This window comes from Novosphingobium sp. (assembly GCF_039595395.1).
Taxonomy (GTDB): domain Bacteria; phylum Pseudomonadota; class Alphaproteobacteria; order Sphingomonadales; family Sphingomonadaceae; genus Novosphingobium.
Genome location: NZ_JBCNLP010000001.1, coordinates 1,865,510 through 1,889,173, shown reverse-complemented (window position 1 = coordinate 1,889,173; position 23,664 = coordinate 1,865,510). Strand labels below are relative to the sequence as shown.

The 23,664-nt window shown below is 63.8% G+C and carries 19 protein-coding genes, 1 tRNA gene and 1 pseudogene; 7 read left to right on the top strand and 14 right to left on the bottom strand.

Annotation, left to right across the window (positions count from 1 at the left end):
• The first annotated feature begins 25 nt into the window (after positions 1-25).
• Positions 26-715 (top strand): phosphate regulon transcriptional regulator PhoB, encoded by a 690-nt coding sequence (gene phoB / locus ABDW49_RS08895; protein WP_343611276.1) that lies wholly within the window; start codon positions 26-28, stop codon positions 713-715.
• An 86-nt stretch (positions 716-801) separates the two neighbouring features.
• On the opposite strand, the gene ABDW49_RS08890 is transcribed toward phoB, so the two are convergent.
• Positions 802-2,304 carry an amino acid permease gene (locus ABDW49_RS08890; protein ID WP_343611275.1) on the bottom strand — a complete coding sequence of 501 codons (1,503 nt, stop codon included), beginning with the start codon at positions 2,302-2,304 and terminating at the stop codon, positions 802-804.
• Between the two features lie 186 nt (positions 2,305-2,490).
• On the opposite strand from ABDW49_RS08890, the gene panB reads away from it, so the two are divergent.
• Entirely contained in the window at positions 2,491-3,360 is an 870-nt protein-coding gene (panB, locus tag ABDW49_RS08885; protein WP_343611274.1) for a 3-methyl-2-oxobutanoate hydroxymethyltransferase, read from the top strand.
• A 22-nt stretch (positions 3,361-3,382) separates the two neighbouring features.
• Complete coding sequence (locus ABDW49_RS08880; RefSeq protein ID WP_343611272.1) at positions 3,383-4,435, top strand: DUF475 domain-containing protein; 1,053 nt, start codon at positions 3,383-3,385, stop codon at positions 4,433-4,435.
• Positions 4,436-4,646: 211 nt separating this feature from the next.
• Here ABDW49_RS08880 and prsR read toward each other — a convergent pair whose 3' ends face one another.
• The 3 genes from prsR to ABDW49_RS08865 are packed head-to-tail and all read right to left on the bottom strand — an operon-like array spanning position 4,647 to position 9,527.
• Positions 4,647-6,035: a PEP-CTERM-box response regulator transcription factor gene (gene prsR / locus ABDW49_RS08875; RefSeq protein ID WP_343611271.1), complete on the bottom strand. Its 1,389-nt coding sequence runs from the start codon at positions 6,033-6,035 to the stop codon at positions 4,647-4,649.
• A complete protein-coding gene (prsK, locus tag ABDW49_RS08870) occupies positions 6,032-8,119 on the bottom strand; it encodes an XrtA/PEP-CTERM system histidine kinase PrsK (RefSeq protein WP_343611270.1) in 2,088 nt (695 codons plus the stop codon). Before prsK ends, prsR begins: the two co-directional genes overlap by 4 nt.
• Positions 8,120-8,141: 22 nt before the next feature.
• Positions 8,142-9,527, bottom strand: coding sequence for a TIGR03013 family XrtA/PEP-CTERM system glycosyltransferase (locus tag ABDW49_RS08865; RefSeq protein WP_343611269.1), 1,386 nt, complete (start codon positions 9,525-9,527; stop codon positions 8,142-8,144).
• Between the two features lie 462 nt (positions 9,528-9,989).
• Between ABDW49_RS08865 and ABDW49_RS08860 the strand changes: the two genes are divergently transcribed.
• On the top strand, positions 9,990-10,865 hold the full coding sequence (locus ABDW49_RS08860) for a sulfotransferase family 2 domain-containing protein (protein WP_343611267.1): 876 nt from the start codon (positions 9,990-9,992) through the stop codon (positions 10,863-10,865).
• A 43-nt stretch (positions 10,866-10,908) separates the two neighbouring features.
• On the opposite strand, the gene ABDW49_RS08855 is transcribed toward ABDW49_RS08860, so the two are convergent.
• The 3 genes from ABDW49_RS08855 to efp all read right to left on the bottom strand — a co-directional run bounded on the left by ABDW49_RS08855 (position 10,909) and on the right by efp (position 12,537).
• Positions 10,909-10,992 (bottom strand) — tRNA-Leu (locus ABDW49_RS08855).
• Positions 10,993-11,090: 98 nt separating this feature from the next.
• Complete coding sequence (locus tag ABDW49_RS08850) at positions 11,091-11,912, bottom strand: inositol monophosphatase family protein (protein ID WP_343611265.1); 822 nt, start codon at positions 11,910-11,912, stop codon at positions 11,091-11,093.
• A 61-nt stretch (positions 11,913-11,973) separates the two neighbouring features.
• Positions 11,974-12,537, bottom strand: a complete 564-nt coding sequence (gene efp / locus ABDW49_RS08845) for an elongation factor P (protein WP_343611263.1) — start codon at positions 12,535-12,537, stop codon at positions 11,974-11,976.
• Positions 12,538-12,651: 114 nt separating this feature from the next.
• Here efp and ABDW49_RS08840 point away from each other — a divergent pair, with 114 nt between their 5' ends.
• A complete protein-coding gene (locus tag ABDW49_RS08840) occupies positions 12,652-13,002 on the top strand; it encodes a hypothetical protein (protein ID WP_343611261.1) in 351 nt (116 codons plus the stop codon).
• 106 nt (positions 13,003-13,108) lie between these two features.
• On the opposite strand, the gene ABDW49_RS08835 is transcribed toward ABDW49_RS08840, so the two are convergent.
• The 7 genes and pseudogenes from ABDW49_RS08835 to tkt form a co-directional block, all read right to left on the bottom strand.
• Entirely contained in the window at positions 13,109-15,073 is a 1,965-nt protein-coding gene (locus ABDW49_RS08835; protein WP_343611259.1) for an oligopeptide transporter, OPT family, read from the bottom strand.
• 90 nt (positions 15,074-15,163) lie between these two features.
• Positions 15,164-15,896, bottom strand: a pseudogene (gene thiE, locus ABDW49_RS08830) (thiamine phosphate synthase).
• Positions 15,897-16,196: 300 nt separating this feature from the next.
• Positions 16,197-17,108: a class I fructose-bisphosphate aldolase gene (locus ABDW49_RS08825; RefSeq protein ID WP_343611258.1), complete on the bottom strand. Its 912-nt coding sequence runs from the start codon at positions 17,106-17,108 to the stop codon at positions 16,197-16,199.
• A gap of 117 nt (positions 17,109-17,225) precedes the next feature.
• Positions 17,226-18,266: an acyltransferase gene (locus ABDW49_RS08820; protein ID WP_343611257.1), complete on the bottom strand. Its 1,041-nt coding sequence runs from the start codon at positions 18,264-18,266 to the stop codon at positions 17,226-17,228.
• 86 nt (positions 18,267-18,352) lie between these two features.
• Positions 18,353-19,552, bottom strand: coding sequence for a phosphoglycerate kinase (locus tag ABDW49_RS08815; RefSeq protein WP_343611256.1), 1,200 nt, complete (start codon positions 19,550-19,552; stop codon positions 18,353-18,355).
• A gap of 112 nt (positions 19,553-19,664) precedes the next feature.
• Positions 19,665-20,672, bottom strand: a complete 1,008-nt coding sequence (gene gap / locus ABDW49_RS08810) for a type I glyceraldehyde-3-phosphate dehydrogenase (protein WP_343611254.1) — start codon at positions 20,670-20,672, stop codon at positions 19,665-19,667.
• 55 nt (positions 20,673-20,727) lie between these two features.
• On the bottom strand, positions 20,728-22,728 hold the full coding sequence (gene tkt / locus ABDW49_RS08805) for a transketolase (RefSeq protein WP_343611253.1): 2,001 nt from the start codon (positions 22,726-22,728) through the stop codon (positions 20,728-20,730).
• Between the two features lie 211 nt (positions 22,729-22,939).
• Here tkt and ABDW49_RS08800 point away from each other — a divergent pair, with 211 nt between their 5' ends.
• Both ABDW49_RS08800 and ABDW49_RS08795 read left to right on the top strand, forming a co-directional pair.
• A complete protein-coding gene (locus ABDW49_RS08800; protein ID WP_343611252.1) occupies positions 22,940-23,167 on the top strand; it encodes a hypothetical protein in 228 nt (75 codons plus the stop codon).
• Positions 23,164-23,598 (top strand): cell division protein ZapA, encoded by a 435-nt coding sequence (locus ABDW49_RS08795; protein ID WP_343611251.1) that lies wholly within the window; start codon positions 23,164-23,166, stop codon positions 23,596-23,598. The genes ABDW49_RS08800 and ABDW49_RS08795 overlap by 4 nt, the downstream gene beginning before the upstream one ends.
• The last annotated feature ends 66 nt before the right edge of the window (positions 23,599-23,664 follow it).

The following is a 23,664-nucleotide window of genomic DNA, read 5'->3' as shown; positions in this document are numbered from 1 at the left end:
GCTCCCAAGATGGAGGGATAATCTGATGAATCCGCCCCGTCTGCTGCTGGTCGAGGATGATCCAGCGCTTGCCGAACTGCTCGAATTCCGCTTCCGCGCGGAAGGCTATGGCGTTTCGGTCACGCCCGATGGCGACGAAGCCCTGCTGCTGGCCGCCGAGGAAATTCCCGACCTCGTCATCCTCGACTGGATGATCGAGGGCACCAGCGGGATCGAGGTCTGCCGTCGCCTGCGCCGCGACAAGGCCACGGCCCATGTGCCGATCATCATGCTGACCGCGCGCGGCGCGGAAGACGACATGATCCGCGGACTGGAAACCGGGGCTGACGATTATCTCACCAAGCCCTTCTCCCCGCGCGAGCTGATCGCCCGCGTCGCCGCGATCATGCGCCGCATCCGCCCCGCCCTTGCCGGCGAGATGGTGACGGTGGGCGATCTGACGCTGGACGCCACGGCCCACCGGGTCACGCGCCGCAGCCAGATCATCTCGCTGGGGCCGACGGAGTTCCGCCTGCTCAAATTCTTCATGGAGCATCCGGGCCGCGTCTTCTCGCGCGGGCAGTTGCTCGATGCGGTGTGGGGCACGGACAGCGATATCGAGCTGCGCACGGTGGACGTCCATATCCGCCGGTTGCGCAAGGGTATCGAGCAGGAAGGCGCACCCGATCCGGTGCGCACGGTCCGCTCGGCAGGATACGCACTCGAAGCGGTGTAACATCCTACGTAATGCTGAAAACAAAAAGGCCGGGGCGAACACCCCGGCCTTTCTTTTGGCATTGATGCGGCGGATCAGCCCGAAGATCAGGCTTCCTCACCCGGCTCCGTACCAAGGCCGACATGGCTGTGCTTCTTGCCATAGGCAAAATAGATCACCAGACCGAATGCGGCCCAGCTGAAGAACAGCAGCAGCGTGTAGAACGACAGGCTGAAGAACAGATAGATGCAGCCGATCAGCGAGATCGCAGCGACAACGTTCACCGCCGGCGTGCGGAAAGGACGCGGACGATCGGGATCGGTACGGCGCAGCACCGGCACGGCAATCGTCACCATGGCGAAGGCGAACAGCGTGCCCGAGTTCGACACATCGGCCAGCAGACCCACCGGGAAGAAGGCCGCGAACACCGTCACGAAGATGCCGGTGGCGATGGTCACCACATGCGGCGTCTTGAACTTGGGGTGGACGTTGCTCAGCTTGGCGGGCAGCAGACCGTCGCGGCTCATCACGAAGGCGATGCGCGTCTGGCCGTAGATCATCATCAGAATCACCGAGGGCAGCGCCATGATGGCCGCCAGGCCCACGAAATTGCCGATCTTGGGAAAGCCGATCTGGCGCAGCGTCCAGGCCAGAGCCTCCTTCGAGCAGACCACAGCCTGGCCGTTGATCTTGCCGCAGGCGTCAGTCAGTGCGGTCGAACCGGTCGGCAGGGCATGCCCCATCGAGTCGAGCATAGGCTGGGCGCCCACGCTGCCGATCACGCCGGCGGCGACCAGAATGTAGAACAGGGTGCAGATGGCAAGGCTGCCGATCAGGCCGATCGGCATGTTGCGCTGGGGGTTCACCGTCTCTTCAGCGGCCGTCGACACAGCGTCGAAGCCGACATAAGCGAAAAAGATCGAGGCCGCCGCCGCCGACACGCCGCCAAAACCGGTGGGCATGAAGGGGGTGAAATTCGCGCCCTTGATCACCGGCAGCGCCAGCAGGCAGAACACCGTCAGCGCGGTGATCTTGATCACCACCAGAACGGCGTTGACCGTGGCGCTCTCGGTGGTGCCAAGCACCAGCAGGGCGGTGGTCGCCGTGGCGATCAGCATGGCGGGCAGGTTGACAATGCCGCCAGCGGTCGGCCCATTAGCCAGCGCATGGGGGATCACGATGTTGGGCAGAAAATCCGCATAATCATGCAGATGGCCCAACATGCCGGTAAAATAGCCCGACCAGCCGACCGAGACCGCGCCTGCCGCAATGGCATATTCCAGCACCAGCGCCCAGCCGACCATCCAGGCCACCAGCTCGCCCATCACGGCATAGGAATAGGTGTAGGCCGAGCCCGACACCGGCACCATGCTGGCCATTTCGGCATAGCACAGGGCCGCCACCGCGCAGACGAAGCCCGCGATGATGAAGCTGATCATCATGCCGGGGCCGGCCTTTTGCGCCGCTTCCGCCGTCAGGACGAAAATGCCCGTACCGATGACCGCACCCACGCCCAGCATCGTCAACTGGAATGCTCCCAACGATCGGTGGAGCGATTTTTTTTCAGCCGTCGCCAAAATGGCATCCAACGGCTTGATGCGACCAAACATGCAGTTCCCCTCGGGCGAAGCCTCTTGGGCAAGAAAATTAACGACCTGCGCAACATTCGCAAGGGGCATCTGTCCACTGCACAGTCAGAAATCTGTGAATCCCCGAGGGTTTGTGCCAATTTGACCGCCCCAGGGTTGATGCTCCTTTGACTTTCCCCCGCCGCCACGCTGGTCTATCAGACTGATATGTCCACGACCTTTCAGCTCGATACCGCCACCAGCCGGGCCAACCCCACGCCCGCGCCGGTCAAGCGCCTGACCATTCCGGCGATCCGTCGCCGCAAGAAAAATGGCACGACCGATCAGCCGATCGTGATGCTCACCGCCTATACGGCGCGGCAGGCCCAGTTGCTCGACGAACATTGCGACCTGCTTCTGGTGGGTGATTCGCTGGGGCAGGTGATCTATGGCCTGCCCTCCTCGGTGCCGGTCACGCTCGACATGATGATTGCCCATGGCGCCGCCGTGGTGCGCGGCAGCTGGCATGCCGCCGTGCTGGTCGATCTGCCCTTCGGCACCTATGAAGCCAGCCCGGCGCAGGCTTTCCAGACCTCCGCGCGCATTCTGAAGGAAACCGGCTGCGCGGGCGTGAAGCTGGAAGGCGGCGAGGCCATGGCCGAAACCGTGCGCTTCCTGACGCAGCGCGGCATCCCCGTGATGGGCCATGTCGGCCTGACGCCCCAGGCGGTGAACCAGTTGGGCGGCTATGGCGCGCGCGGCCGCGACGCTGCCGAGGCCGAGAAGATCATCGCCGATGCCAGGGCGCTGGACGAAGCCGGAGCCTTCTCCATCGTGGTCGAAGGCGTGGTGGAGCCCATCGCCATCGCCATGACCGAAGCCGTGTCCTGCCCGGTGATCGGCATCGGTGGCTCGGCGCGCTGTGACGGGCAGGTGCTGGTGACCGAGGATATGGTCGGCATGTTCGAGCGCGTGCCGCGTTTCGTGAAGCGCTATGCCGATGTCGCCAGCGTGATCTCGCAGGCCGCCGCCGATTATGCGGCAGAGGTCAAGGACCGCAGCTTCCCCGGTATCGAGCAGACCTATCAGCCGAAGTGAGTCGGCCGAAGTGACCGGAACCGTGCTGTCTCTTGTGCGCCGCAATTTCACCGGCGCCTTGCTCTTCACCCTGCTCTGCCTGATCGGCGGGGCGGCCTATGGCTGGCAGGAAAGCCACAGCGTCGAAGGCGTGTTCGAGGTGCTGTGGATCGTCGGCGTGCTGGCGGTGCTGGAGATCTCGCTCTCCTTTGACAATGCCGTAGTCAATGCCTCGGTGTTGGGGGAGATGGACGCGGTATGGCGCAAGCGCTTCCTGACCTGGGGCATGGTGATCGCGGTGTTCGGGGCGCGGGTGGCCTTTCCGCTCGCCATCGTCGGCATCGGCGCCGGGCTGGGGCCGGTGGAGGCGCTGCGCCTTTCCCTCACCCACCCGGCTGACTATGAGCGAATCGTCAGCGGCGCGCATGTCGGCATTGCGGGTTTTGGCGGCGCCTTTCTGGCGCTGGTCGGCCTTGGCTTTTTCCTCGACGACGAGAAAGATGTTCACTGGCTGGGCTGGGTAGAACGGCGACTAAGCAGCCTTGGCGGCATTCATGCGGTCGGCATCGCGCTGGTGCTGGCGGTGCTGCTGCTGATCGCGCGGGCCTTGCCCGAGCATGATGGCTTCGTGCTGCTGGGCGCGGGCATTCTGGGCATCGTCACCTTCGTGGCTGTCGAGGGGCTGGGCCACTGGCTGGAAAGCCGCGCGGCGGTGCGGGCGGTGGCCGGGGTCGCGGCGCGGGCCGGGCTGGGCAGTTTTCTCTATCTCAATGTGCTCGATACCTCCTTCAGCCTTGATGGGGTGGTCGGGGCCTTTGCGCTGTCGAACAATATGGTGGTGATCGCGCTGGGCCTGTCGATCGGCGCGATCTTTGTGCGCTCGCTGACCGTGCTACTGATCGAGCGCGGCGCGCTTTCGGAATATCGCTATTTGGAGCATGGCGCTTTCTGGGCCATTCTGGCGCTCAGCGTCATCATGCTGGCGGGTACGCTGATGGAGATTCCCGATGTGCTGACCGGCCTGATCGGCGCGGTGCTGATCGCGGCCTCGCTGGGCTGGTCGCTGCGCTATCGCCGCAAATTCGGCGCCGAATAAATGACGTGATTTTCTATAAACCAACCACTGTGGTTATACGGCAACGCTTCATGTCATTTTTTTGACTTATGCCGAAAGCTTGTTGCGGAAAGGCCCGCAGTTTGGCAATTCTGGTGTCGGAAGATAATGGGAGGGGAAAGGGCGGCTCTAAGAGCCGCCCTTTTTCACGCCATATTGGTGAAATTCCAGACCAATCAGCGCTTTACCATAGTTAACGGGGTGTTACCCCGCCCTCGCCCTGCAGATCATACTGTTTGAGCAGATCGTAGAGCGTCGGGCGGCTGATTCCCAACAGCCTTGCCGTGCTGGAAATATTGCCCTCGCTGCGAGTCAGGGCATGGCGGATGACCTGACGGTCGGTCTGCTCGCGCGCGGCCTTGAGGTTGAGTGGCAGATCCTCCTGAACACCGCCCGGCGTGCCCAGATCAAGATCCTGCGCCGTCACCAGCTTGCCATCGGCCATGATCGCGGCGCGCTTCACGCGGTTTTCGAGTTCGCGCACATTGCCCGGCCAACCCCAGCCGTCGATGGCGGCCAGAGCATCGCCCGAGAAGCCCTTGGCGGGCAGGTTCAGTTCGACAGCAAAGCGCTGCAGAAAAGCGCGGGCCAGCAGCACCGAATCGCCGGGCCGCTCGGCCAGCGTTGGGATTTTCACCACGATCTCGGCGAGGCGATACCACAGGTCCTCGCGGAAGCGGCCGTCGACGATCATCGCCTCAAGGTTCTGATGGGTGGCGCAGACGATGCGCGTGTCGACCGCGATGGGCTTGCGCCCGCCGATCCGCTCGATCACGCGTTCCTGAAGGAAGCGCAGCAATTTCACCTGCAGCGGAAGCGGAATATCGCCCACCTCGTCGAGGAACAAAGTACCGCCCTGCGCCTGCTCGATCTTGCCCTCGGTGGTCTTGACCGCGCCCGTGAAGGCCCCCTTCTCATGGCCGAACAGTTCGGATTCGAGCAGGTTTTCGGGGATCGCCGCGCAATTGATCGCCACAAAGGCCCCTGCCCTGCGGTCGCTGGCCTCATGCAGCCCGCGCGCCAACAGTTCCTTGCCCGTGCCGCTGGCGCCCAGCAGCATCACCGAGACATTCGTGCCCGCCACCCGCTCGATGGTGCGGGCCACTCGCAGCATTTCGGGCGCGGCGGTGATCATCCCGCCCAGCACGCGGTTGTCCGAGCCGACGCGCGCCGCCAGCGCCCGGTTCTCCGCCTCGATCCGCGCCAGCTTGAAGGCACGGCGGACGATCAGCCCCAGTTCCTCGATATCGACCGGCTTCTGGTAGAAATCATAGGCCCCGCGCGCGATGGCGTTGAGCGCGCTTTCCCGCGCCCCATGCCCGCTGGCGACGATCACCTTGGTTTGCGGGCGCATCGCCATGATCGCATCAAGCACGGCAAAGCCCTCGCTGGTGCCATCCGGGTCGGGCGGCAGGCCGAGGTCGAGCGTCACCACCTCGGGCTCAAGCGCGCGCATCGCGGCCAGCGCCGAGGCGCGGTCACCCACCACCGTGACCTCGAAATCCTCATAGGCCCATTTGAGCTGGGCCTGCAGCCCGGCATCGTCCTCGACGATCAGCAGACTTGGGCGATCGGCCATCATGCCACCTTCCGTTTATGCGCAGATGCCAGCGGCAGGCGCACAACAAAGCGCGTGCCGATCCCCTCGCGGCTTTCGACCAAAATATTGCCTTTCATGGCCTTCACCAACTCGCGTGCCTCATAGACGCCAATGCCGAAGCCCCCCGGCTTGGTCGAGACGAAGGGGCGGAACAGGCGGTTGCGGACGAAATCCTCGCTCATGCCTGAACCCGAATCGACCACCTCGATGCGGGCTGCCGCACCATCCTCGGAGATGGCGATGAAGACCGGGTTGCCTTGCGGGCTGGCCTCCACCGCATTCTGCAGCAGATGGGTCAGCACCTGTTCGATCGAATGGCTGTTGCCCGAGACCACGCAAGGATCGCGCTCGATCACCTCGACCGGATGGCGGCCCTCAAAGGGCTTGACGACTTCGCGCGCGATACCGCCCAGCGCCACCGGCTCGACCTTGTCGACCTGGCTGCCATAGCGCGACAGGCGCGCCACCAGCGTGTTCAGCTTCTCCGCCGAGTTGCGCAAGGTTACCAGCATATCGGCGCGAAATTCGGGGTTTTCGGCATGGCGCTCGGCATTGCGGGTGAGCAGGGTGAGCTGGCTCGACAGATTCTTGATGTCATGCATCACAAAGGCGATACGGCGGTGGAAATCGTCGAAGCGGCTCGCCTCGGCCAGCGCCAGTTGCCCGCGATGCTCGGCCAGATAGGTCGCAAGCTGCTGGCCGACCAGGCGCAGCAGGTCGAAATCCTCCCAGTCGAGCTTGCGCGCCTGCGGGGGCCGGGCCAGCACCACGGCGCCGACCATCCGGTCGTCATGCACCAGCGGCACCAGCGCCCAGGCCAAAGGTTCGTCACGCAGCCATGCCGGGATCAGATGGCTTTCATCGCCACCACCATCGCGCAAATCGTCGAGGTCGATGATGAAATCATGCGTGTCGAAAAAGCGCACCGCCTCGGGTGAGAGCGCCGGGCCCGGCACATCGGCGGTGGGCCAGCGCCAGCGGGCGCCCAGCACGATCTCGCCCATATCGTCGGGCACCAGCAGCAAGCCGGAGGGGCTGTCGGTGATGTCGGCCACGGCCTGAATGGCGCGCTGATGCAGCGGCGGCGCCTCTTCATCCGGACTGCCGATGGTGCGGGTGAAACGCATCCATTCGGCGCGATAATCATAGCGGTGCTGGAACAGATGCTTGACCATCGTCACCCGCAGCCAGCCGCGCAGCCGCCGCGAGGGCAGCATCAGCAGCGCCGCTGCCGTCGCCAGAATGATGAAGCCATATTGCAGCCAGCGCGCGTAATTGCCCCCGGCATAGGCCAGCCATTGCGCCACGCCGATCATCGCCACGAAATAGGCGCCCATCACCAGCAGCGAGACCGAATGGAAGGTCATCGCGCGCGAGGGGCGGATGCGCAGCATCTCATGCCGCCGCATCGCGCCGATCGATATCAGCACGGCAAAGGCGACGTCGATCACGCCATGCAGCGCCGAAAGCTGCAACGGCCAGTCCGAATCGAGATAGGCGACGGTATAGAGGTTCAGCTCGAACACCCAGACTGCCGCGAAACCCAGCGCCGGCCAGCGCAGCATGGCACGCGGCTGCGGGTCGGCGCCGACATAGAGATTGTGCACCAGCACCAGCGACCCCACCACCGCCAGCATCAGCAGCAGCATGTTGAACCGCCCCAGCGCGGGATCGGCAAGCAGGCCGGGGTCGACACGATATTCCGCGACAAACACCGCTGGCACCAGCAGATCGACCAGGGTCAGCGCCACAATCACCGGGCGTACCGGGCGCACGCTGGTCAAGCGGCCATCATGGGCGAAAAGGCGGTAGAGCGTCGCCAGCCAGGCCAGATTGCGCAGCGCCAGCAGACTGGTGGTCGCAAGGCTGCCCGCCCCTTCCACCGCCATCGACAGGCACCATAGCGCATGGGTGACCAGCGCCGCGACAATCGCGCCGCCCGCGCTGCCGAAACGGTCGCGATGGCTCCACACCGCCACGGCCACAGTGACTGCGGCGACGGCCCCCGCGCCATGGGTGACGTCAGCGATGGTGCCCCACAGGCTCTGGGCGGCGATGGTGCTCATTGCCGCAAGGCTTCAGGGGGCCTCACCGCGCGCCCTCGTGCCAGATCACCACGCGCAAGGTCTGCAGGATGATGAGGATGTCGAGGAAAGGTGTGTAGTTCTTCACGTAATAAAGGTCATATTCCAGCTTGTTACGCGAATCCTCGATCGAGGCGCCATAGGGATAGTTGACCTGTGCCCAGCCGGTGATGCCCGGCTTCACCATATGGCGCTCGGCGTAATAGCGCAGCTTCTCTTCCAGATCGGCGACGAATTCGGGGCGCTCGGGGCGCGGGCCGACGAAGCTCATCTCGCCCTTCAGCACCGTCCAGGCCTGAGGCAGTTCGTCGACGCGGATCTTGCGGATGAAATTGCCGACGCGGGTGACGCGCGGGTCGTTCTTAGTGGCCCATTGCGCGCCATTGGCCTCGGCATCGACACGCATCGAGCGCAGCTTGATCACATCGAAAGGCTGGCCGTAGAGGCCGACGCGCTTCTGGCGGAAAAAGGCGGGGCCCTTGCTGTCCAGCTTCACCACCAGCGCGAAGAAGAGGATGACCGGCGCGGTCAGCGCCAGCAGCAGCAGGCTGAGCACAATGTCGAACAGCCGCTTGCCCGCGCTGGAAAAAGACCGGCCCGAGGAAAAACCGTCCGAAAAGATCAGCCAGCTTGGGTTGACCGTATCGAGATCGACACGGCCGGTCTCACGCTCCACGAAGGAGGAGAAATCGTTGACGTGAACGCCCGCCGTCTTGATGCGCAGCAGGTCTTTCAGCGGCAGGGCATTGCGCCGCTCCTCCAGGGCCAGCACCACCTCGGACACGCCAAGGTTCTCGACATGGCGCTTGAGATTGTGGATCGCGCTGCGCGGGATGGCCTCCTCGACGATATGGCTGCCCTCGCTCATGCCGACGTAGCCGACGATGGCAAAGCCTGCCGATCCGCTCTCGGCCAGATGGCGCAGACGTTCGGCGCGCGCGCCCGCACCCAGCACCAGCACGCGGCGCCGAAAGGCCGAAGCGCCCAGAATGCCCCCCACCAGCAGGCGGTTGGCCACCAGCAGGACGATCGCGGCGACCATCGCGTAGAACAGAGTGGAGCGCCAGAACTCATAGCCGCCAGCAATCGAATTGAGCACCGCCAGCGTGATGATCCCCAGCGAGATCGCCACCAGCAACCGCGCCGAGGCGAAACGCACCGAGCGCAGCGCATCGGCGCCATAGACGCCCACCGCGATCATGGCGGTCAGGATGATGAGGGTGAAAAGCGCGAGCGGATGCAGACGCTCACCGATCGGCCCGGAGGCCATGCCGAGCTGTTCGGCACGCAACCGCCATGCGAAATCGCCCGCCATCATCAGCAGGCCCAGATCGATCAGGCCCAGGAGCAGCACGGCGTGAGGAATATAATGCTTGAACAGGCGGATCATGGCTTTGCCGTCTTGACGTCCAGCCCCGACACGGACCTTGGGCGAAGGCTTAGGCCCCAAGCCGTAAAATGTCGGTAAACCTGACAGGTCACGCCCTGGGAGGGTGGCAGCACCATACGCAACTCTATGAAAATATCAATTTATTGCAACTCGCTCAGCCGCACCTGTGAAGAGCGTTTCAGATACATTGCGCGTGACCTCGCCGCCTTCGACTTGAACAAGGCACCCCTATGAAAATACATCTATAAAAAATGGAGATATGCCATCTTTTTAACGCAAAAGCGACTCTTGCAATGGATACAAATCATGCAAGTATTTACAGTCATTATCTTTTTAAAAAAGATAGAAATATACAATTGAAGCAATAACTTCAATTATCGCCACTTCACAACACAACCAGCCCAGCCCTCTTGCTTCCACATCAATAAGGAGTATAAAAATTCCATAAAAATGGAGCACCATATGCCGCAGTCCACCGCATCCGATTTGCCTTTTGTGACGGGTGCCGAACGAAAAAATAGCCTGACCCTGGTGAAAGTCGAAAGCGGCCACGGCTCCAATCAACTCTCCTCAAACGACCCCGGCGAGAACGATTATCGTCCTTTTCCAATCGATTGGCGCTTTCTGCCAGAACCAGTTCTGCTGGTCAAAGATGCACTGCGCCACCTGTGCGTTGAAACGAGCATGGCGATGGCGAAATTCCCGGTCACGCGGTCCATCTGGGCACAGATCGCCCGGGATCGCGTTCTCGCTCCAGCGCTGGCCGCGCACCGCCTGTTCATTCACATTCCCAAGACAGGCGGCACATCGATCTGCTCGCTGCTGTATCAGCGCAACGTCCCCCATCTGACCGCCAACACCATTTTTCGCCTTTACGGGCAGGACCTGGGCGATGTGCCGAGCTTTTCCGTCGTTCGCCATCCCGTCGAGCGCCTGCTCTCAGCCTTCCGCTTTTTGAAACATGGCGGCACCACGCTCATGGCTACTTCTCGTTTCGAAATGGCAAGGGTAGGCTCTTTGACTCATTTCGAGGATTTCGTGGCACGCCTCACGGAAAAACCGTCGCGGATGTCCTGTTCCGCCCTGTTGACCCCCCAGCATGCGTTTGTCTGCAATCCGCAAGGAACGGTGATGGTGGATGAGCTGTTCTCACTATCCTCAGAGCGTTCCCTGCAGGACTTGTGTCGATGGCTGAACACCGGCCCATTGCCGCATCTCAATGCATCATTCCGTGAACCGGTGTCCGTGGACAGCGTCACCATCAGACACATCGAACAGCTTTATGCCCGTGATTTTGAGCTTTTCGAGCAGGTGATGGCTCGCACCAGAGGAGGATAACCAATCCTCTCACTCCGGCAACCAATCTCTTGTCAGATAGAAATGGTGCCCCCGGCCCGACTCGAACGGGCACATCTCTCGACAACCGATTTTGAGTCGGTCGCGTCTACCATTCCGCCACGGGGGCATTGCGAAGGCCAGACTGCCTTGCGGTTCGGCCCGCCTAGCGGACCTTTGATCGGGGATCAATGCCAGAAAGCATCAATCCCCGATCAATCAACAGACTCAATCCTTCAGCGCGCCGGCCAGGATCTTGTGCAGGCGCGAATGCAGCGCATCGTTGCCCGCCAGCACCTGCACGTCGCAGACCGGCTGCGACACGCCGCGCCAGTCGGAGACGAAACCACCGGCCTCACGCACCAGCAGGCAGCCCGCTGCCGTGTCCCAGGGCTTCAGATTGCTTTCCCAGAAGCCCTCGTAACGGCCCGAAGCCACCCAGGCCATGTCCAGCGCGGCCGCGCCGAAACGGCGGATACCCGCCACCTGAGGCGCCAGAGCAGCATAGATCTTCTGCCATTCCAGCGTGTCGCCATGCCCTGCGAAGGGAATGCCGGTGGCGATCAGGCTCTCGTCGAGGTGACGGCGGCCCGAGACGCGCAGGCGGCGGTCATGCAGCCATGCGCCGCGTGCCTTTTCGGCCCAGAAGCTCTCGTCGGTGATCGGCTGATAGATCAGCCCGGCGATCACGTCGCCCCAGCCATTGCCATCCAGACGCGGCTCCTGCGCGGCGATCGAGATCGCGAAATGCGGAATGCCGTGCAAGAAGTTGCTGGTGCCGTCGAGCGGATCGATGATCCAGCGCGGCTTGGTCGGGTCGCCCTCGATGATGCCGCCCTCTTCCAGCACGAAGCCCCAGTCGGGGCGCGCGGCGCGCAGTTCATCATAGAGAGTGCGCTCGCTCGCCTGATCGGCGCGGCTGACGAAGTCGGCAGGCCCCTTGCGGCTGACCTGAAGGTGCTCGACCTCGCCGAAATCGCGACGCAGGCGCTGGCCTGCCTTGCGTGCGGCGCGCTCCATGACGCGGATAAGACCTGAAACGACAGTCACTGGGCAATTCCTGGATTAGAAAGAAGGGGGCGAGGCGCGCAAAACGGCCCCGCCCGAAAAATCAGTCGGCCTTGCCGACGTAGCTGCGCTCGTAAACGTTCACGACGATGCGCGTGCCCGAGCTGATGTGGGGCGGCACCATCACGCGCACGCCATTGTCGAGCAACGCGGGCTTGTAGGACGACGAGGCGGTCTGCCCCTTCACCACGGCGTCGGCCTCGACGATGGTGGCTTCCACCTGATCGGGCAACTGCACGCTGATCGGGCGGTCGTCATACATTTCCAGCACGGCGGTCATGCCATCCTGCAGGAACGCCGCGGCATCGCCCAGCAGGTCGGTCGGCAGGGTGATCTGGTCGTAGGTTTCCACGTCCATGAACACCAGATCGTCGCCCTCGGCGTACAGGAACTGGAAGTCCTTGGTGTCGAGGCGCACGCGTTCCACCGTGTCGGCGCTGCGGAAACGCACATTGGTCTTGCGTCCGTCGATCAGGTTCTTCATCTCGACCTGCATGAAGGCGCCGCCCTTGCCGGGCTGGGTATGCTGGGTCTTGGCGACTTTCCAGATGCCCTTTTCGTATTCCAGAATGTTGCCGGGGCGGATATCGACGCCGCTGATCTTCATGGGGATGAACCTTTGATGCGAAAGAACGAAGTACAGGCCCCGAAAGGCCGGCGCCTGAAAAGCGCAAGCCGCGCCCTTAGCGCGAGTGGGCGCCTGTGGCAATCCGGGGCGTTCATGAGTGTGATGGCCGCCATGCTGACCATCCTGCCCGCCCAGGCCAGCGAGGTCGGCAACATCGCCGTGATGAAGCAGGGCACCTATCAGTGCGAAACCCCCGGCAACGCGCTGGGCAAGACTGGCGTGCGCCAGGAGAACGAGGATTTCACCATCCTCCACGCCTCGGTCTACAGCGTGGTGGGGGGGCGCGGCACCTATCTGCTGACCGGGGATGTGATCCGCTTCACCACCGGCCAGCGCAAGGGTCAGAGCTTCCGCCGCGTGAGTGAGAACTTCCTGCGCCGGCTCGATGCTCAGGGGAAGGATACCGATCTGCGGTGCATCCGGGCGGTGCGGAACAATCAGTGATGCCGTAAAAAGAGAGATGCGAGGGTGTTACACCCTCGCGCTCCCATAACGTCTCCCGGCGAGATGACAGCGGCACCCTATCCGTGTGCCTGACCTCTCTGCCGGATTATTGTGCGGCTTGCTTCTTGACCCGCAGGTAAATCCACACAATCCCTGCCGTGAACACCACCAGACCAGCGCCATCGGCATAGGGATTCTCCGCGATCAATTGCAGCGGGGTCGCCTTCTGGGTCACGCCCGCCAGCAGCGCGAAGATCACGCCGAACAGGCTCTCGCCCACGATCAGGCCGGTCGCCGCCAGCATGCCCAGACGTTCCGCCAATTCCGGATTGGCCGCGCGCTTTGCCCAGCGGTCATAGACATGGCCGATCAGCGCGCCGATCGGGATCAGCAGCGTCAAGGCCATCGGCAGATAGATGCCCATGCCCAGCGCCAGCGGCGGCAGCATACCCTTACCGCTCTTGCGCAGCGCTTCGTCGATGGCAATCACGACCACACCAATGGCCGCACCGATGCCGATCAGGCTCCAGTCAAGCTGACCGCCCAGCACGCCCTGCGCCAGCGTGGAAATCAGCGCCGCCTGAGGCGCGGCCAGAGCATTCGGACCCGCGCCCGGCACACCGACAAAGCCGAAGCGCTGGTTCAGCAGGCTAAGGACCGGCGGGATCACCAGCGCGCCGAACAGCACGCCCAGCACCAGCGCCACCTGCTGGCGCCACGGAGTCGCGCCGACCAGTTCGCCGGTCTTCAGATCCTGAAGGTTATCATTGGAAATCGTCGCCACGCCGAAGATGATCGCCGTCACGAACAGCGAAAAGGCCACCAGAGCCTTGGTCGCCGCCGGATCGATGTTGCGCCCGAAGAACGCCGCCAGCAGCAGCGCAATGCCCAGCGCCGAGATGATCCCCGTGCCCGACACCGGCGAGTTAGACGCGCCGATCAGCCCCGCCATATAGCCACAGACCGAGGCAATCACGATGCCGATCACCAGCACATAGGCGATGGTCGCCAGCAGCACCGGCCAGAAATGCGCCTCGATCGGGCCGCCCTTGGCGAAATCGGCCAGCAGCAGGCCAATGGGCAGCATCGCCGCCACGATCACCGCACCAACGATGCCGATGGGCAGGTCGCGCTCGGTCAGCGGCAGGGAGGCCCCCTGCCCGGCCTGACGCTGGCGCTGGGCGGCGATGGCGCCCGCGATGCCCTTCACGATGGGCCCGATCACCCGCAGCAGCGTGTAGACCGCCGCGATGCCGATGGTGCCCGCGCCGATGATCCGCACCTTCATCTTGAAGGTCGCACTGATCGCCGCGCTGATGTCGTCACCGACGAAGCCATGCGTGTAGAGCGGCACCAGAATGCCCCAACTGATCAGCATGCCCGTCAGCATGGCGATGCCCACGCCCAGCCCCACCAGATGCCCGACGCCGATCAGCGCCATGGAAAAGCTGGTCGAAACCTGGCTGAGGCCCGAGCCGAGGCGGAAGGATTTGGCGGCTTCCTCGGCCACCAGCCCCATTTTCGCCAGCAGGGTGTAAAGCGCCGAAAGGCCGGTGCCGCCGATGATGGCGGAGAGGCCCTTGCGGTTTTCGTCATCCCCCTCGCCCGTGGCGCTGCTGCCGGCGCCGACCTTCAGCACTTCGGCGGCGGCAACGCCCTCGGGATAGGGCAGATCGGTGCCGGTCACCAAAGCGCGGCGCAAGGGCACGGAATACATCACGCCCAGAATGCCGCCGACCGCGATCACCGCCACCGATTGCCAATAGGGGAAGTCCACCCACCAGCCGATCATCAGCAGGCCGGGCAGCACGAAGATGATCGCGCTGAGCGTGCCCGCCGCGCTGGCGATGGTCTGGACGATGTTGTTCTCCTGAATGGTGGAGCCGCGCATGGTGCGCAGCACCGCCATGGAGATCACCGCCGCCGGGATCGATGTGGCGAAAGTCAGCCCGATCTTCAGGCCGAGATAGACGTTGGCTGCGGTAAAAATCACCGTCAGCAGCGCGCCGAGGATGACGCCGCGCAAGGTCAGTTCGCGCGCGGGTGCGGGCGTTGAGGTCTGTGTGGTCATGGCGCCTGATGCCACGGCGCAACTGGGCTGAAAAGCCCCATACGTGCGCTTGTTGACATGAGTGTCAGCAAGCGCACGTGAAGTTCGTGCTCAGGCGGCGTGGATCGCCGCGATCAGGGCCTGCACATTGGCCACCTCGTCGCCGTCCCAGATGGCGCTGGAGACGGCGAGGAAATCGGCGCCCGCGCGCACCAGAGGGCCGCAATTCTCCGGCTTGATGCCGCCGATGGCGACGCAGGGAATCTCGAAAACTGTCTGCCAGCAGGCCAGCGTGGAGAGCTTGGCGGTGTGCTTGGTTTCCTTGGTGGTGGTGGGGAAGAAAGCGCCGAAAGCGACGTAATCGGCCCCGGCCTCACCCGCGCTCATCGCCAGATGGCGGCTGTCATTGCAGGACACGCCGATCTGCGCGTCCGGCCCAAGGCGGTCGCGGGCTTCGCGCGGGTCGCCATCATCCTGGCCCAGATGGACGCCATCGGCATTGAGGCGCTTGGCGAGGCTGATCGAATCGTTGACGATAAAGGCCACCTCACGCTCGGCGCAGATCGCCTGAAGCGGGGCGGCCAGAGCGGCGGCGGCATGCTCGTCCAGCCCTTTGACGCGGAACTGGAAGGCGGCGACGCCATGCTTGTTCTTCACGCCCGCCTCGATCACGCGGCGCAGGCGCTCGGGGAAATCACCCGTCACATCGAGGGGGGGAGATCAGATAGATCTTGGTGCGCGGGCGCAGCTCCGGATCGATCTCGTCGCCGAAGGAGGTTTCGTCGGGCAGAATGCCCGATTCGAAAGGGTTCTCGAAGTCGTCTTCAAAGGTTTCGTCAGCCATGGCCGCGCTCTAAACCCGCGCAGGCGCTGGCGCAACGTAGATTGCACAGGTGGAGAGCCGTGACGCAAGGATGGGGTGCCACCGAGGCTTCGCCGGAAGACGTCATGGGAGCGCGAGGGTGTAACACCCTCGCATCTTCTCTTCTTAAACCCCTGAATCCCAAAACGCGAACGGCGTCGGCCCTCTCTCCCATTCATACCCCCGCACGCAGGGACAAAAATGGAAAAACGGGCCGACGCCGCTGCTCGCCGGGATGTCGCCGACGGGATCTTTAGACGATTCCCATCGGCGCAAAGGCGATTATTCCTTGCCCTTATAGATTTTCACCAGCTTGTCGAGCATGGCAAGCGCCTCGGCGCGCGGGCGCTGGAAGGTGTTGCGGCCGATAATCGAGCCATTGCCGCCACCGGCCAGAATATCGCGCGCGTCCTGATAGACGGCATCGGCGCCCTTGGCCGCGCCGCCCGAGAAGACGACGATGCGGCGCCCGGCAAAGCAGGACTGCACGACATGCTTGACGCGGTCGGCCTGATCGGACCAGTCCTGACCGGCGTAGGCAGCCTTGGCCTCTTCCTGCTCGATATGGGCGCTGGGCAGCTTCACCTTGACGATATGCGCGCCGATCAGCGAGGCGATGTGGGCGGCATAGGCGCCGACATCGAGGGCCAGTTCGCCGCTCTTGGGCAGCTTGCCGCCGCGCGGATAGGACCAAATGACGGTGGCGATGCCAACGCTGGCGGCCTCTTCGCGCAGCTCGCGGATTTCCTCGATCATCTCGAAGACATCGTCCGAGCCGGGATAGATGGTGAAGCCGATGGCCGAGCAGCCCAGACGCAGGGCATCGGCCACGCTGCCGGTGACGGCCTGATTGGCGGCGGTGCCCCAGCTGTTGGAGGAGTTGACCTTCAGGATGGTGGGGATCTGCCCGGCGAATTTGTCGGCCCCGGCCTCCAGCATGCCAAGCGGCGCGGCATAGGCCGAGAGGCCCGCGTCGATCGCCAACTGATAGTGGTAGTGCGGATCGTAGGCATCGGGGTTCACCGCGAAGGAGCGGGCCGGGCCATGCTCGAAGCCCTGATCCACCGGCAGGATGATCAGCTTGCCGGTGCCGCCCAGACGGCCCTGCGACAGGATGCGATAGAGATTGGCCTTAACACCAGGATTGTCGGACTCATAGTTGGCAAGGATCTTCGCCACGGCCTTGGTCGTCATACAGGCTCCTGTCGGGGGCTAAAAAGCGGGTTTCCGAATATTCTGCATAGGTATGCAGAAGCCTCCCGATAAACGCGGGCGATCGATTTCGCAACTGCGGAAAATCGGCTTTGAGGATTATTTTTGCGGCAAAAAGCCTGCAAAACGACGCGAAAGCCACCCTCGCAGAGGCTTATCGACCCATTTCGCGCAAAAGCTCGCGCAACCCAGCGCGAAGGTGAGGAAGGTCGCGATCGTCAGCCACAGCGGCCAGCCATGGCGATAGCCGATGGTGGTGGCAGCATAGGTCCAGAAGAAATGCACGGCATAGAGCGGATAGGAGATCGCGCCCAACCGCTCACCCCAGACCGAGAACGCGGCAGGCATCTCCAGTGAGGCCCCCGCCAGCACCAGCGCGGGCGACAGCAGCAGGATGAAACCCAGATCGAGCGCAAAGCGGCTCCATCCCGACAGCGGCAGAAACAGCGGCACGGCCCCCAGCGCCAGCACCGCCAATGACCAGCGGCTGACGCGCGGCAGGCGCCCCTCCAGATGCCGGGAAAGCACCATGCCCGTCAGAAAGGAAAAGATCGTGCGCACCACGCCAAGATGCACATCGCCCCAATGATAGCCCACTTTCACGATGGAAGCGTTGTCGACAAAGGGCGTCAGGGATTGCGTCAAAGTCAGATCGATCACCAGCACCACGGCCGCGATCGCCAGCAGCACCGTCAGCCCGCGCGTCGAGCGGCGAATGGCGAACAGCGCCATCAGCGCATTGGCGCCAAACTCCATCAGCAGCGACCAGGCCGGGGGGTTGATCGGCGAAATGTCGCGCCCCGCCACGCTCGGCAGAAACAGCAGATTGGCGGCAAGACCACTCAGAAGCGTGCCCCAGCCAATGTCGGTGGCATTGCCCGCAACCAGCACAGCCAGCCAACCAAAGCACAGCACCAGCCCGCACAGATGCAGCGGCCAGAGCCGCGCGAAACGGGCCAGCATGAATGCCCTCACCCCCAGCCCTGCGGCAAAGCGCGGGCGGTAGGTGCGGTCCAGCACGAAGCCGGAGAGCACGAAGAAGAAATCCACCGCCAGATAGCCACCCGGCACCAGCGGATTGTACACATGGAACACCGCAACCGCCAAGGCCGCCAGCCCGCGCATCGCGTCCAGCGTCACGAAACGGTGGCGCGCAACACGGACAGGCCCGCCGCCATCGGGCGACGGGCCTGCAGTGTGCTTTATAGAAAGGGTTGGCGTTATGCTCAGATTTCCAGCGCCTTCACGCCGGGCAGTTCGCGCCCTTCCATCCATTCGAGGAAGGCACCGCCAGCGGTCGAGATATAGCTGAAGTCATTCGCCACGCCCGCATGGTGCAGCGCCGCCACCGTATCGCCACCACCGGCGACCGAAACCAGCGAACCTTCCTTGGTCAGCGCGGCGGCGATCTTGGCCAGCGCCACGGTGGCCGCGTCGAAAGGCACGGTCTCGAAGGCGCCCATCGGCCCATTCCACACCAGCGTCTTGCAGGTCTTCAGCGCATCGGCGACCGATTCCACCGCCGAGGGGCCAACGTCGAGGATCATCTCGTCGGCAGCAACCTCATGCACGTTGGAGGTGCGCAGCGAAGGCGGATTGGCGGCGAATTCCTTCGAGACCACCACCTCGTAAGGCAGGTGGATCGTGCAGCCAGAGGCGTCGGCGGCGTCCATGATCTCCTCGGCGGTGCCGGTCAGGTCATGCTCGCACAGGCTCTTGCCAACGTCCACGCCGCGCGCGGCCAGGAAGGTGTTGGCCATGCCGCCGCCGATCACCAGATGATCGACCTGCGTCACCAGATGCTTCAGCACGTCCAGCTTGGAGGACACCTTGGCGCCGCCCACGACAGCGGCCACGGGCTTGACCGGATTGCCCAGCGCCTTTTCCAGCGCCTCCAGCTCGGCCTGCATGCTGCGACCGGCATAGGCGGGCAGCACATGGGCCAGACCCTCGGTGCTGGCATGGGCGCGATGCGCGGCGGAGAAGGCATCGTTGACATAGATGTCGCCATTGGCGGCGATGGCCTTCACCAGCTCGGGATCGTTCTTTTCCTCGCCGGGCCAGAAGCGGGTGTTCTCAAGGCAGGCCACATCGCCATCGCCCAGAATGCCCACCGCCTGCTTGACGATGTCGCCCGCAATCTCGGGCACGAACATCACTTCGCGGCCCAGCACCTTCTCGACCGCGCCCAGCACGAGAGACAGCGACTGGTTGGGATCGCGCAGCCCCTTGGGACGACCGAAATGCGCCAGCAGCAGCACCTTGGCGCCCTTGAGCGAGAGTTCCTTGATCGTCGGCGCGGCGGCGCGCACGCGGGTGTCGTCGGTGACGGCGCCATCCTGCATCGGCAGGTTCAGGTCGACGCGCAGCAGCACGACCTTGCCCTTCACATCACCCAGATCGTCGAGCTTGCGGAAATTGGCCATCGTTTCCCCCAGCCCCTCGCCGCGCGAGAGGACATAGCAGCAAATATCCGGAGCCTAGAACCCCGGACCATAAAGAGAAAGGGCGGGACTTTCGCCCCGCCCCGCTTTTGGATCAGAGCAGCTTGCCCATCGCGCCGGCCGTATCGACCATGCGGTTGGAGAAGCCCCACTCATTGTCGTACCAGCTCAGAACGCGCACCATCTTGCCTTCCAGCACAGCCGTTTCCAGGCTGTCGATGGTCGAGGAGTGCGAGTCATGGTTGAAGTCGCCCGAAACCAGCGGCTCCTCGGTGTAGCCCAGCACGCCCTTGAGCGGGCCCTCGGCGGCGGCCTTGAGCAGGCTGTTCACTTCCTCCAGCGTGGTGTCGCGCTTGGGGGTGAAGACCAGATCGACGACCGAGACATTGGGGGTCGGCACGCGGATCGACGAACCGTCCAGCTTGCCCTTCAGCTCGGGCAGAACCTCGCCCACGGCCACGGCGGCACCGGTGCTGGTGGGGATCATGTTCAGCGCGGCGGCGCGGGCACGACGCGGATCCTTGTGGATCTGGTCGAGGATCTTCTGATCGTTGGTGTAGCTGTGGATCGTGGTCATCAGGCCACGCTCGATGCCGATGGCCTCATGCAGCACCTTGGCGAAGGGGGCCAGGCAGTTGGTGGTGCAGCTGGCGTTCGAGACGATCAGATGCTCCGAGGTCAGCTTGTCATGGTTGACGCCGTACACAACGGTCAGATCGACCTTCTTGCCCGGCGCCGAGATCAGCACGCGCTTGGCGCCGGCGGTCAGGTGCTTGCCGGCGCTCTCGCGGTCCACGAAGAAGCCGGTGCACTCCAGGGCGATGTCGATGCCATTGGCGGCATGCGGCAGGTTGGCGGGGTCCTTCTCGGCGGTCACCTGGATGCGGGTGCCGTTGATGATCAGGTCATTGCCCTCCACCTCGACGGTGCCGGGGAAGGTGCCATGCACGCTGTCGCGCTTGAAGAGCAGGGCGTTGGCCTTGGCATCGGCCAGATCGTTGATCGAGACCAGTTCCAGACCGCAGTCCGGGCGCTCCAGAATGGCGCGCGCGACGTTACGGCCAATGCGACCGAAACCATTGATCGCTACCTTCACAGCCATGTCTTGCTCCTCAATTGGATGGATTTAGGTGTTCTAAGAAATCAGGCGTAAGCGCTCAGGCCTTCAGGGCCGCGACGATCTGCGGCGTGATCTTGGGCGCCGTCAGACCGAAGTAATCGTAAAGCGCAGCCGCCGGAGCGCTGGCGCCGAAAGTGTCGATGCCGAAGCGCAGACCGTCAGCGCCGGTGAAGCTTTCCCAACCGAAGGTGGTGCCAGCCTCGATCGAGACCTTGAGCACATCGGCGGGCAGCAGATCGGCCTGATAGGCAGCATCCTGATCACGGAAGCGGCTCATCGAGGGCATGGAGACAACATCGGCACCGATGCCCTGCTCTTCAAGAGCGGCGCGCACGGCGACGGCGATTTCCACTTCCGAACCGGTGGCGATCAGCACCACCTTGCGGTCAGCCGAGGCCTCGGCAAGGCGGTAGGCGCCCAGAGCCGACAGGTTCTCGCCGCTCTTGCGCAACTGGCTGACGTTCTGGCGAGTCAGGGCCAGCACGGTCGGGCCATTGTCGTTTTCCAGAGCAAGCTGCCAGCACTCGGCGGTCTCGATGACGTCGGCGGGACGGAACAGTTCGAGGTTCGGGATCATGCGCATGCTCATCACATGCTCGATGGGCTGGTGGGTCGGGCCGTCTTCACCCTGACCGATCGAGTCATGCGTCAGCACGTAGATGACGCGAGCCTGCTGCAGCGCCGACATGCGGATGGCATTGCGGCAATAGTCCGAGAACACCAGGAAGGTGCCGCCATAGGGGATGATGCCGCCATGCAGCGCCATGCCGTTCATCGCGGCGGCCATGCCGAATTCGCGGATGCCGTAATAGACATAGCGGCCGCTGTAATCGTCGGCGGTCAGCGGCGTCGTGGCCTTCACCTTGGTGAGGTTCGAACCGGTAAGGTCAGCCGAGCCGCCCACCAGTTCGGGCACCAGCGGGGCCAGCACCTCAAGCGCCAGTTCGCTCGCCTTGCGGGTGGCGACCTTCTGATTGCCTTCGAGCCAGCCCGCGAAGGTGGCCTCGGCCTCCTCCAGCGAGGGCAGTTCGCCAGCCATGCGGCGAGCAAATTCCTGACCCTGCGCGTCAGAGGCCAGACGCTCGGCCCATGCGGCATGGGCAGCGGCGCCCTTGGGGGCCAGCGAGCGCCAGTCGGCGAGAATTTCGGCAGGCAGCTCGAAGGGCGGCAGGGTCCAGCCCAGCACCTCGCGAGCGGCGGCGATTTCGGCGTCGCCCAGCGGCGAACCGTGAACATTGTGGCCGCCCTGCTTGTTGGGGGCGCCCTTGCCGATGATGGTGCGGCAGGCGATCAGCGAGGGGCGCGGATCGGCGATGGCTTCGCTGATGGCGCGCTCGATATCGTCGAAATCATGGCCGTCGCATTCCACGACATGCCAGCCGGTGGCGCGATAGCGGGCCGGAATGTCCTCGCTGGTCGACACCGAGGTGTCGCCGTCGATGGTGATGCGGTTGTCGTCCCACAGCACGTTGAGGCGGCCCAGCTTGAGGTGACCGGCCAGACCGATCGCCTCATGGTTGATGCCTTCCATCAGGCAGCCGTCGCCCGCGATCACGAAGGTGTTGTGATCGACCAGACCGTCGCCGAAAGTGGCGTTGAGATGACGCTCGGCCAGCGCGAAGCCGACCGACATGGCCAGGCCCTGACCCAGCGGGCCGGTGGTGCATTCCACGCCCGGCAGCTCGAAATTCTCGGGGTGGCCGGCGCAGACGCTGTGAAGCTGGCGGAACTTGCTGATGTCATCCATCGTCGGCTGGGCATAGCCGGTCAGATGCAGCAGCGAGTAGATCAGCATCGAGCCATGGCCCGCCGACAGGATGAAACGGTCACGGTCGGCCCAGCGCGGGGCAGCCGGATCGAACTTCAGAAACTTCGAGAACAGCACCGTGGCCACATCGGCCATGCCCATCGGCATGCCGGGGTGGCCGCTGTTGGCGGCCTGAACGGCATCCATGGAAAGAACGCGGATGGCATTGGCCATCGCCTGCAACCTTGCGTGATCGAGCTGGGGGGCTTCGAACGGGGCGGCGATGGTCATGCTTTGCTGGCTCCAGATGATACGCGAATCGCGCGGACCTCTTTGCGGATGGGCCCTGCCCCGTCAACCGCCCGGAAGGCACAAGGGGAATAATAAGTATGCGCAGATGAATACGAATGTGCGGCCATGCCCCGCTCATCGCCGCATCTTGCTCTATTTCCATCGCAGAGCCGCTTTGCAGCCGGGCGTGGCTGGGCTAGGCTCAGCCCATATGGACCAGACCCGGCGCGACGCAGCATGGCAGAGAATCGAGGCAGCCCTCACAAGGCTGGACGCAGCGGCGCGCAGCCGCAGTGACGCCGCCACGCTGGAACTGCGGCTGCTTGAAGAGCAGGAACGGCATCAGGCGCTGCGCAGCGGTCTGCGCGATACGCTGTCGCGAATCGACGCCCTGATCGGTTCGCATGCCCCCAGCACAGGTGAGGTCGGCCCGGCGTGAGCAATGTGACCCTGACCATTGCCGGTCGCGACTATGTGGTGGGCTGCGCCTCGGGCGAGGAAGAGCATATCGCCGATCTGGGCCGGATGATCGATGCGCGGCTCGCCAGCCTGCCGCCCGCCGCCGTGCAGGGCGAAAGCCGCGCGCTGCTGTTTGCCGCGCTGCTGCTGGCCGATGAGGTTTTTGAGGCGAAGAAGGGCGATCTTGGCCTGCCGCCGCATGCCGAAACATTCGATGGCGAGGAATTTCTGCCCGAGGCGGTCGAAGCCACCCCGGCGATTCCGCTGCCTGTTGAAGAGGCACCGCCCACCCCCGCCGCTGCGCCGGAATGGGTCGATGACACCGATCGCCTGACCGATCTGGCACTGCGGCTGGAAAATCTGGCCTCTTTGATGGAAGACCCCCTTGAGGATCGGCCCTTTAGGTCCTAAATTGCATCGCGACGGGTACTGCCGCGCACGAGCCTTTCGAACATCCCTGAGGCTATAAGCAAATCC

Coding starts and splice junctions, on each gene's coding strand:
- ABDW49_RS08835 (WP_343611259.1), bottom strand. CDS start 15,073: ATGACCACACAGACCTCAACGCCCGCACCCGCGCGCGAACTGACCTTG.
- prsK (WP_343611270.1), bottom strand. CDS start 8,119: ATGAGCACCATCGCCGCCCAGAGCCTGTGGGGCACCATCGCTGACGTC.
- ABDW49_RS08865 (WP_343611269.1), bottom strand. CDS start 9,527: ATGATCCGCCTGTTCAAGCATTATATTCCTCACGCCGTGCTGCTCCTG.
- tkt (WP_343611253.1), bottom strand. CDS start 22,728: ATGACCATCGCCGCCCCGTTCGAAGCCCCCCAGCTCGATCACGCAAGG.
- ABDW49_RS08840 (WP_343611261.1), top strand. CDS start 12,652: ATGAGTGTGATGGCCGCCATGCTGACCATCCTGCCCGCCCAGGCCAGC.
- efp (WP_343611263.1), bottom strand. CDS start 12,537: ATGAAGATCAGCGGCGTCGATATCCGCCCCGGCAACATTCTGGAATAC.
- ABDW49_RS08815 (WP_343611256.1), bottom strand. CDS start 19,552: ATGGCCAATTTCCGCAAGCTCGACGATCTGGGTGATGTGAAGGGCAAG.
- gap (WP_343611254.1), bottom strand. CDS start 20,672: ATGGCTGTGAAGGTAGCGATCAATGGTTTCGGTCGCATTGGCCGTAAC.
- ABDW49_RS08890 (WP_343611275.1), bottom strand. CDS start 2,304: ATGTTTGGTCGCATCAAGCCGTTGGATGCCATTTTGGCGACGGCTGAA.
- ABDW49_RS08825 (WP_343611258.1), bottom strand. CDS start 17,108: ATGACGACCAAGGCCGTGGCGAAGATCCTTGCCAACTATGAGTCCGAC.
- ABDW49_RS08800 (WP_343611252.1), top strand. CDS start 22,940: ATGGACCAGACCCGGCGCGACGCAGCATGGCAGAGAATCGAGGCAGCC.
- ABDW49_RS08860 (WP_343611267.1), top strand. CDS start 9,990: ATGCCGCAGTCCACCGCATCCGATTTGCCTTTTGTGACGGGTGCCGAA.
- panB (WP_343611274.1), top strand. CDS start 2,491: ATGTCCACGACCTTTCAGCTCGATACCGCCACCAGCCGGGCCAACCCC.
- phoB (WP_343611276.1), top strand. CDS start 26: ATGAATCCGCCCCGTCTGCTGCTGGTCGAGGATGATCCAGCGCTTGCC.
- prsR (WP_343611271.1), bottom strand. CDS start 6,035: ATGATGGCCGATCGCCCAAGTCTGCTGATCGTCGAGGACGATGCCGGG.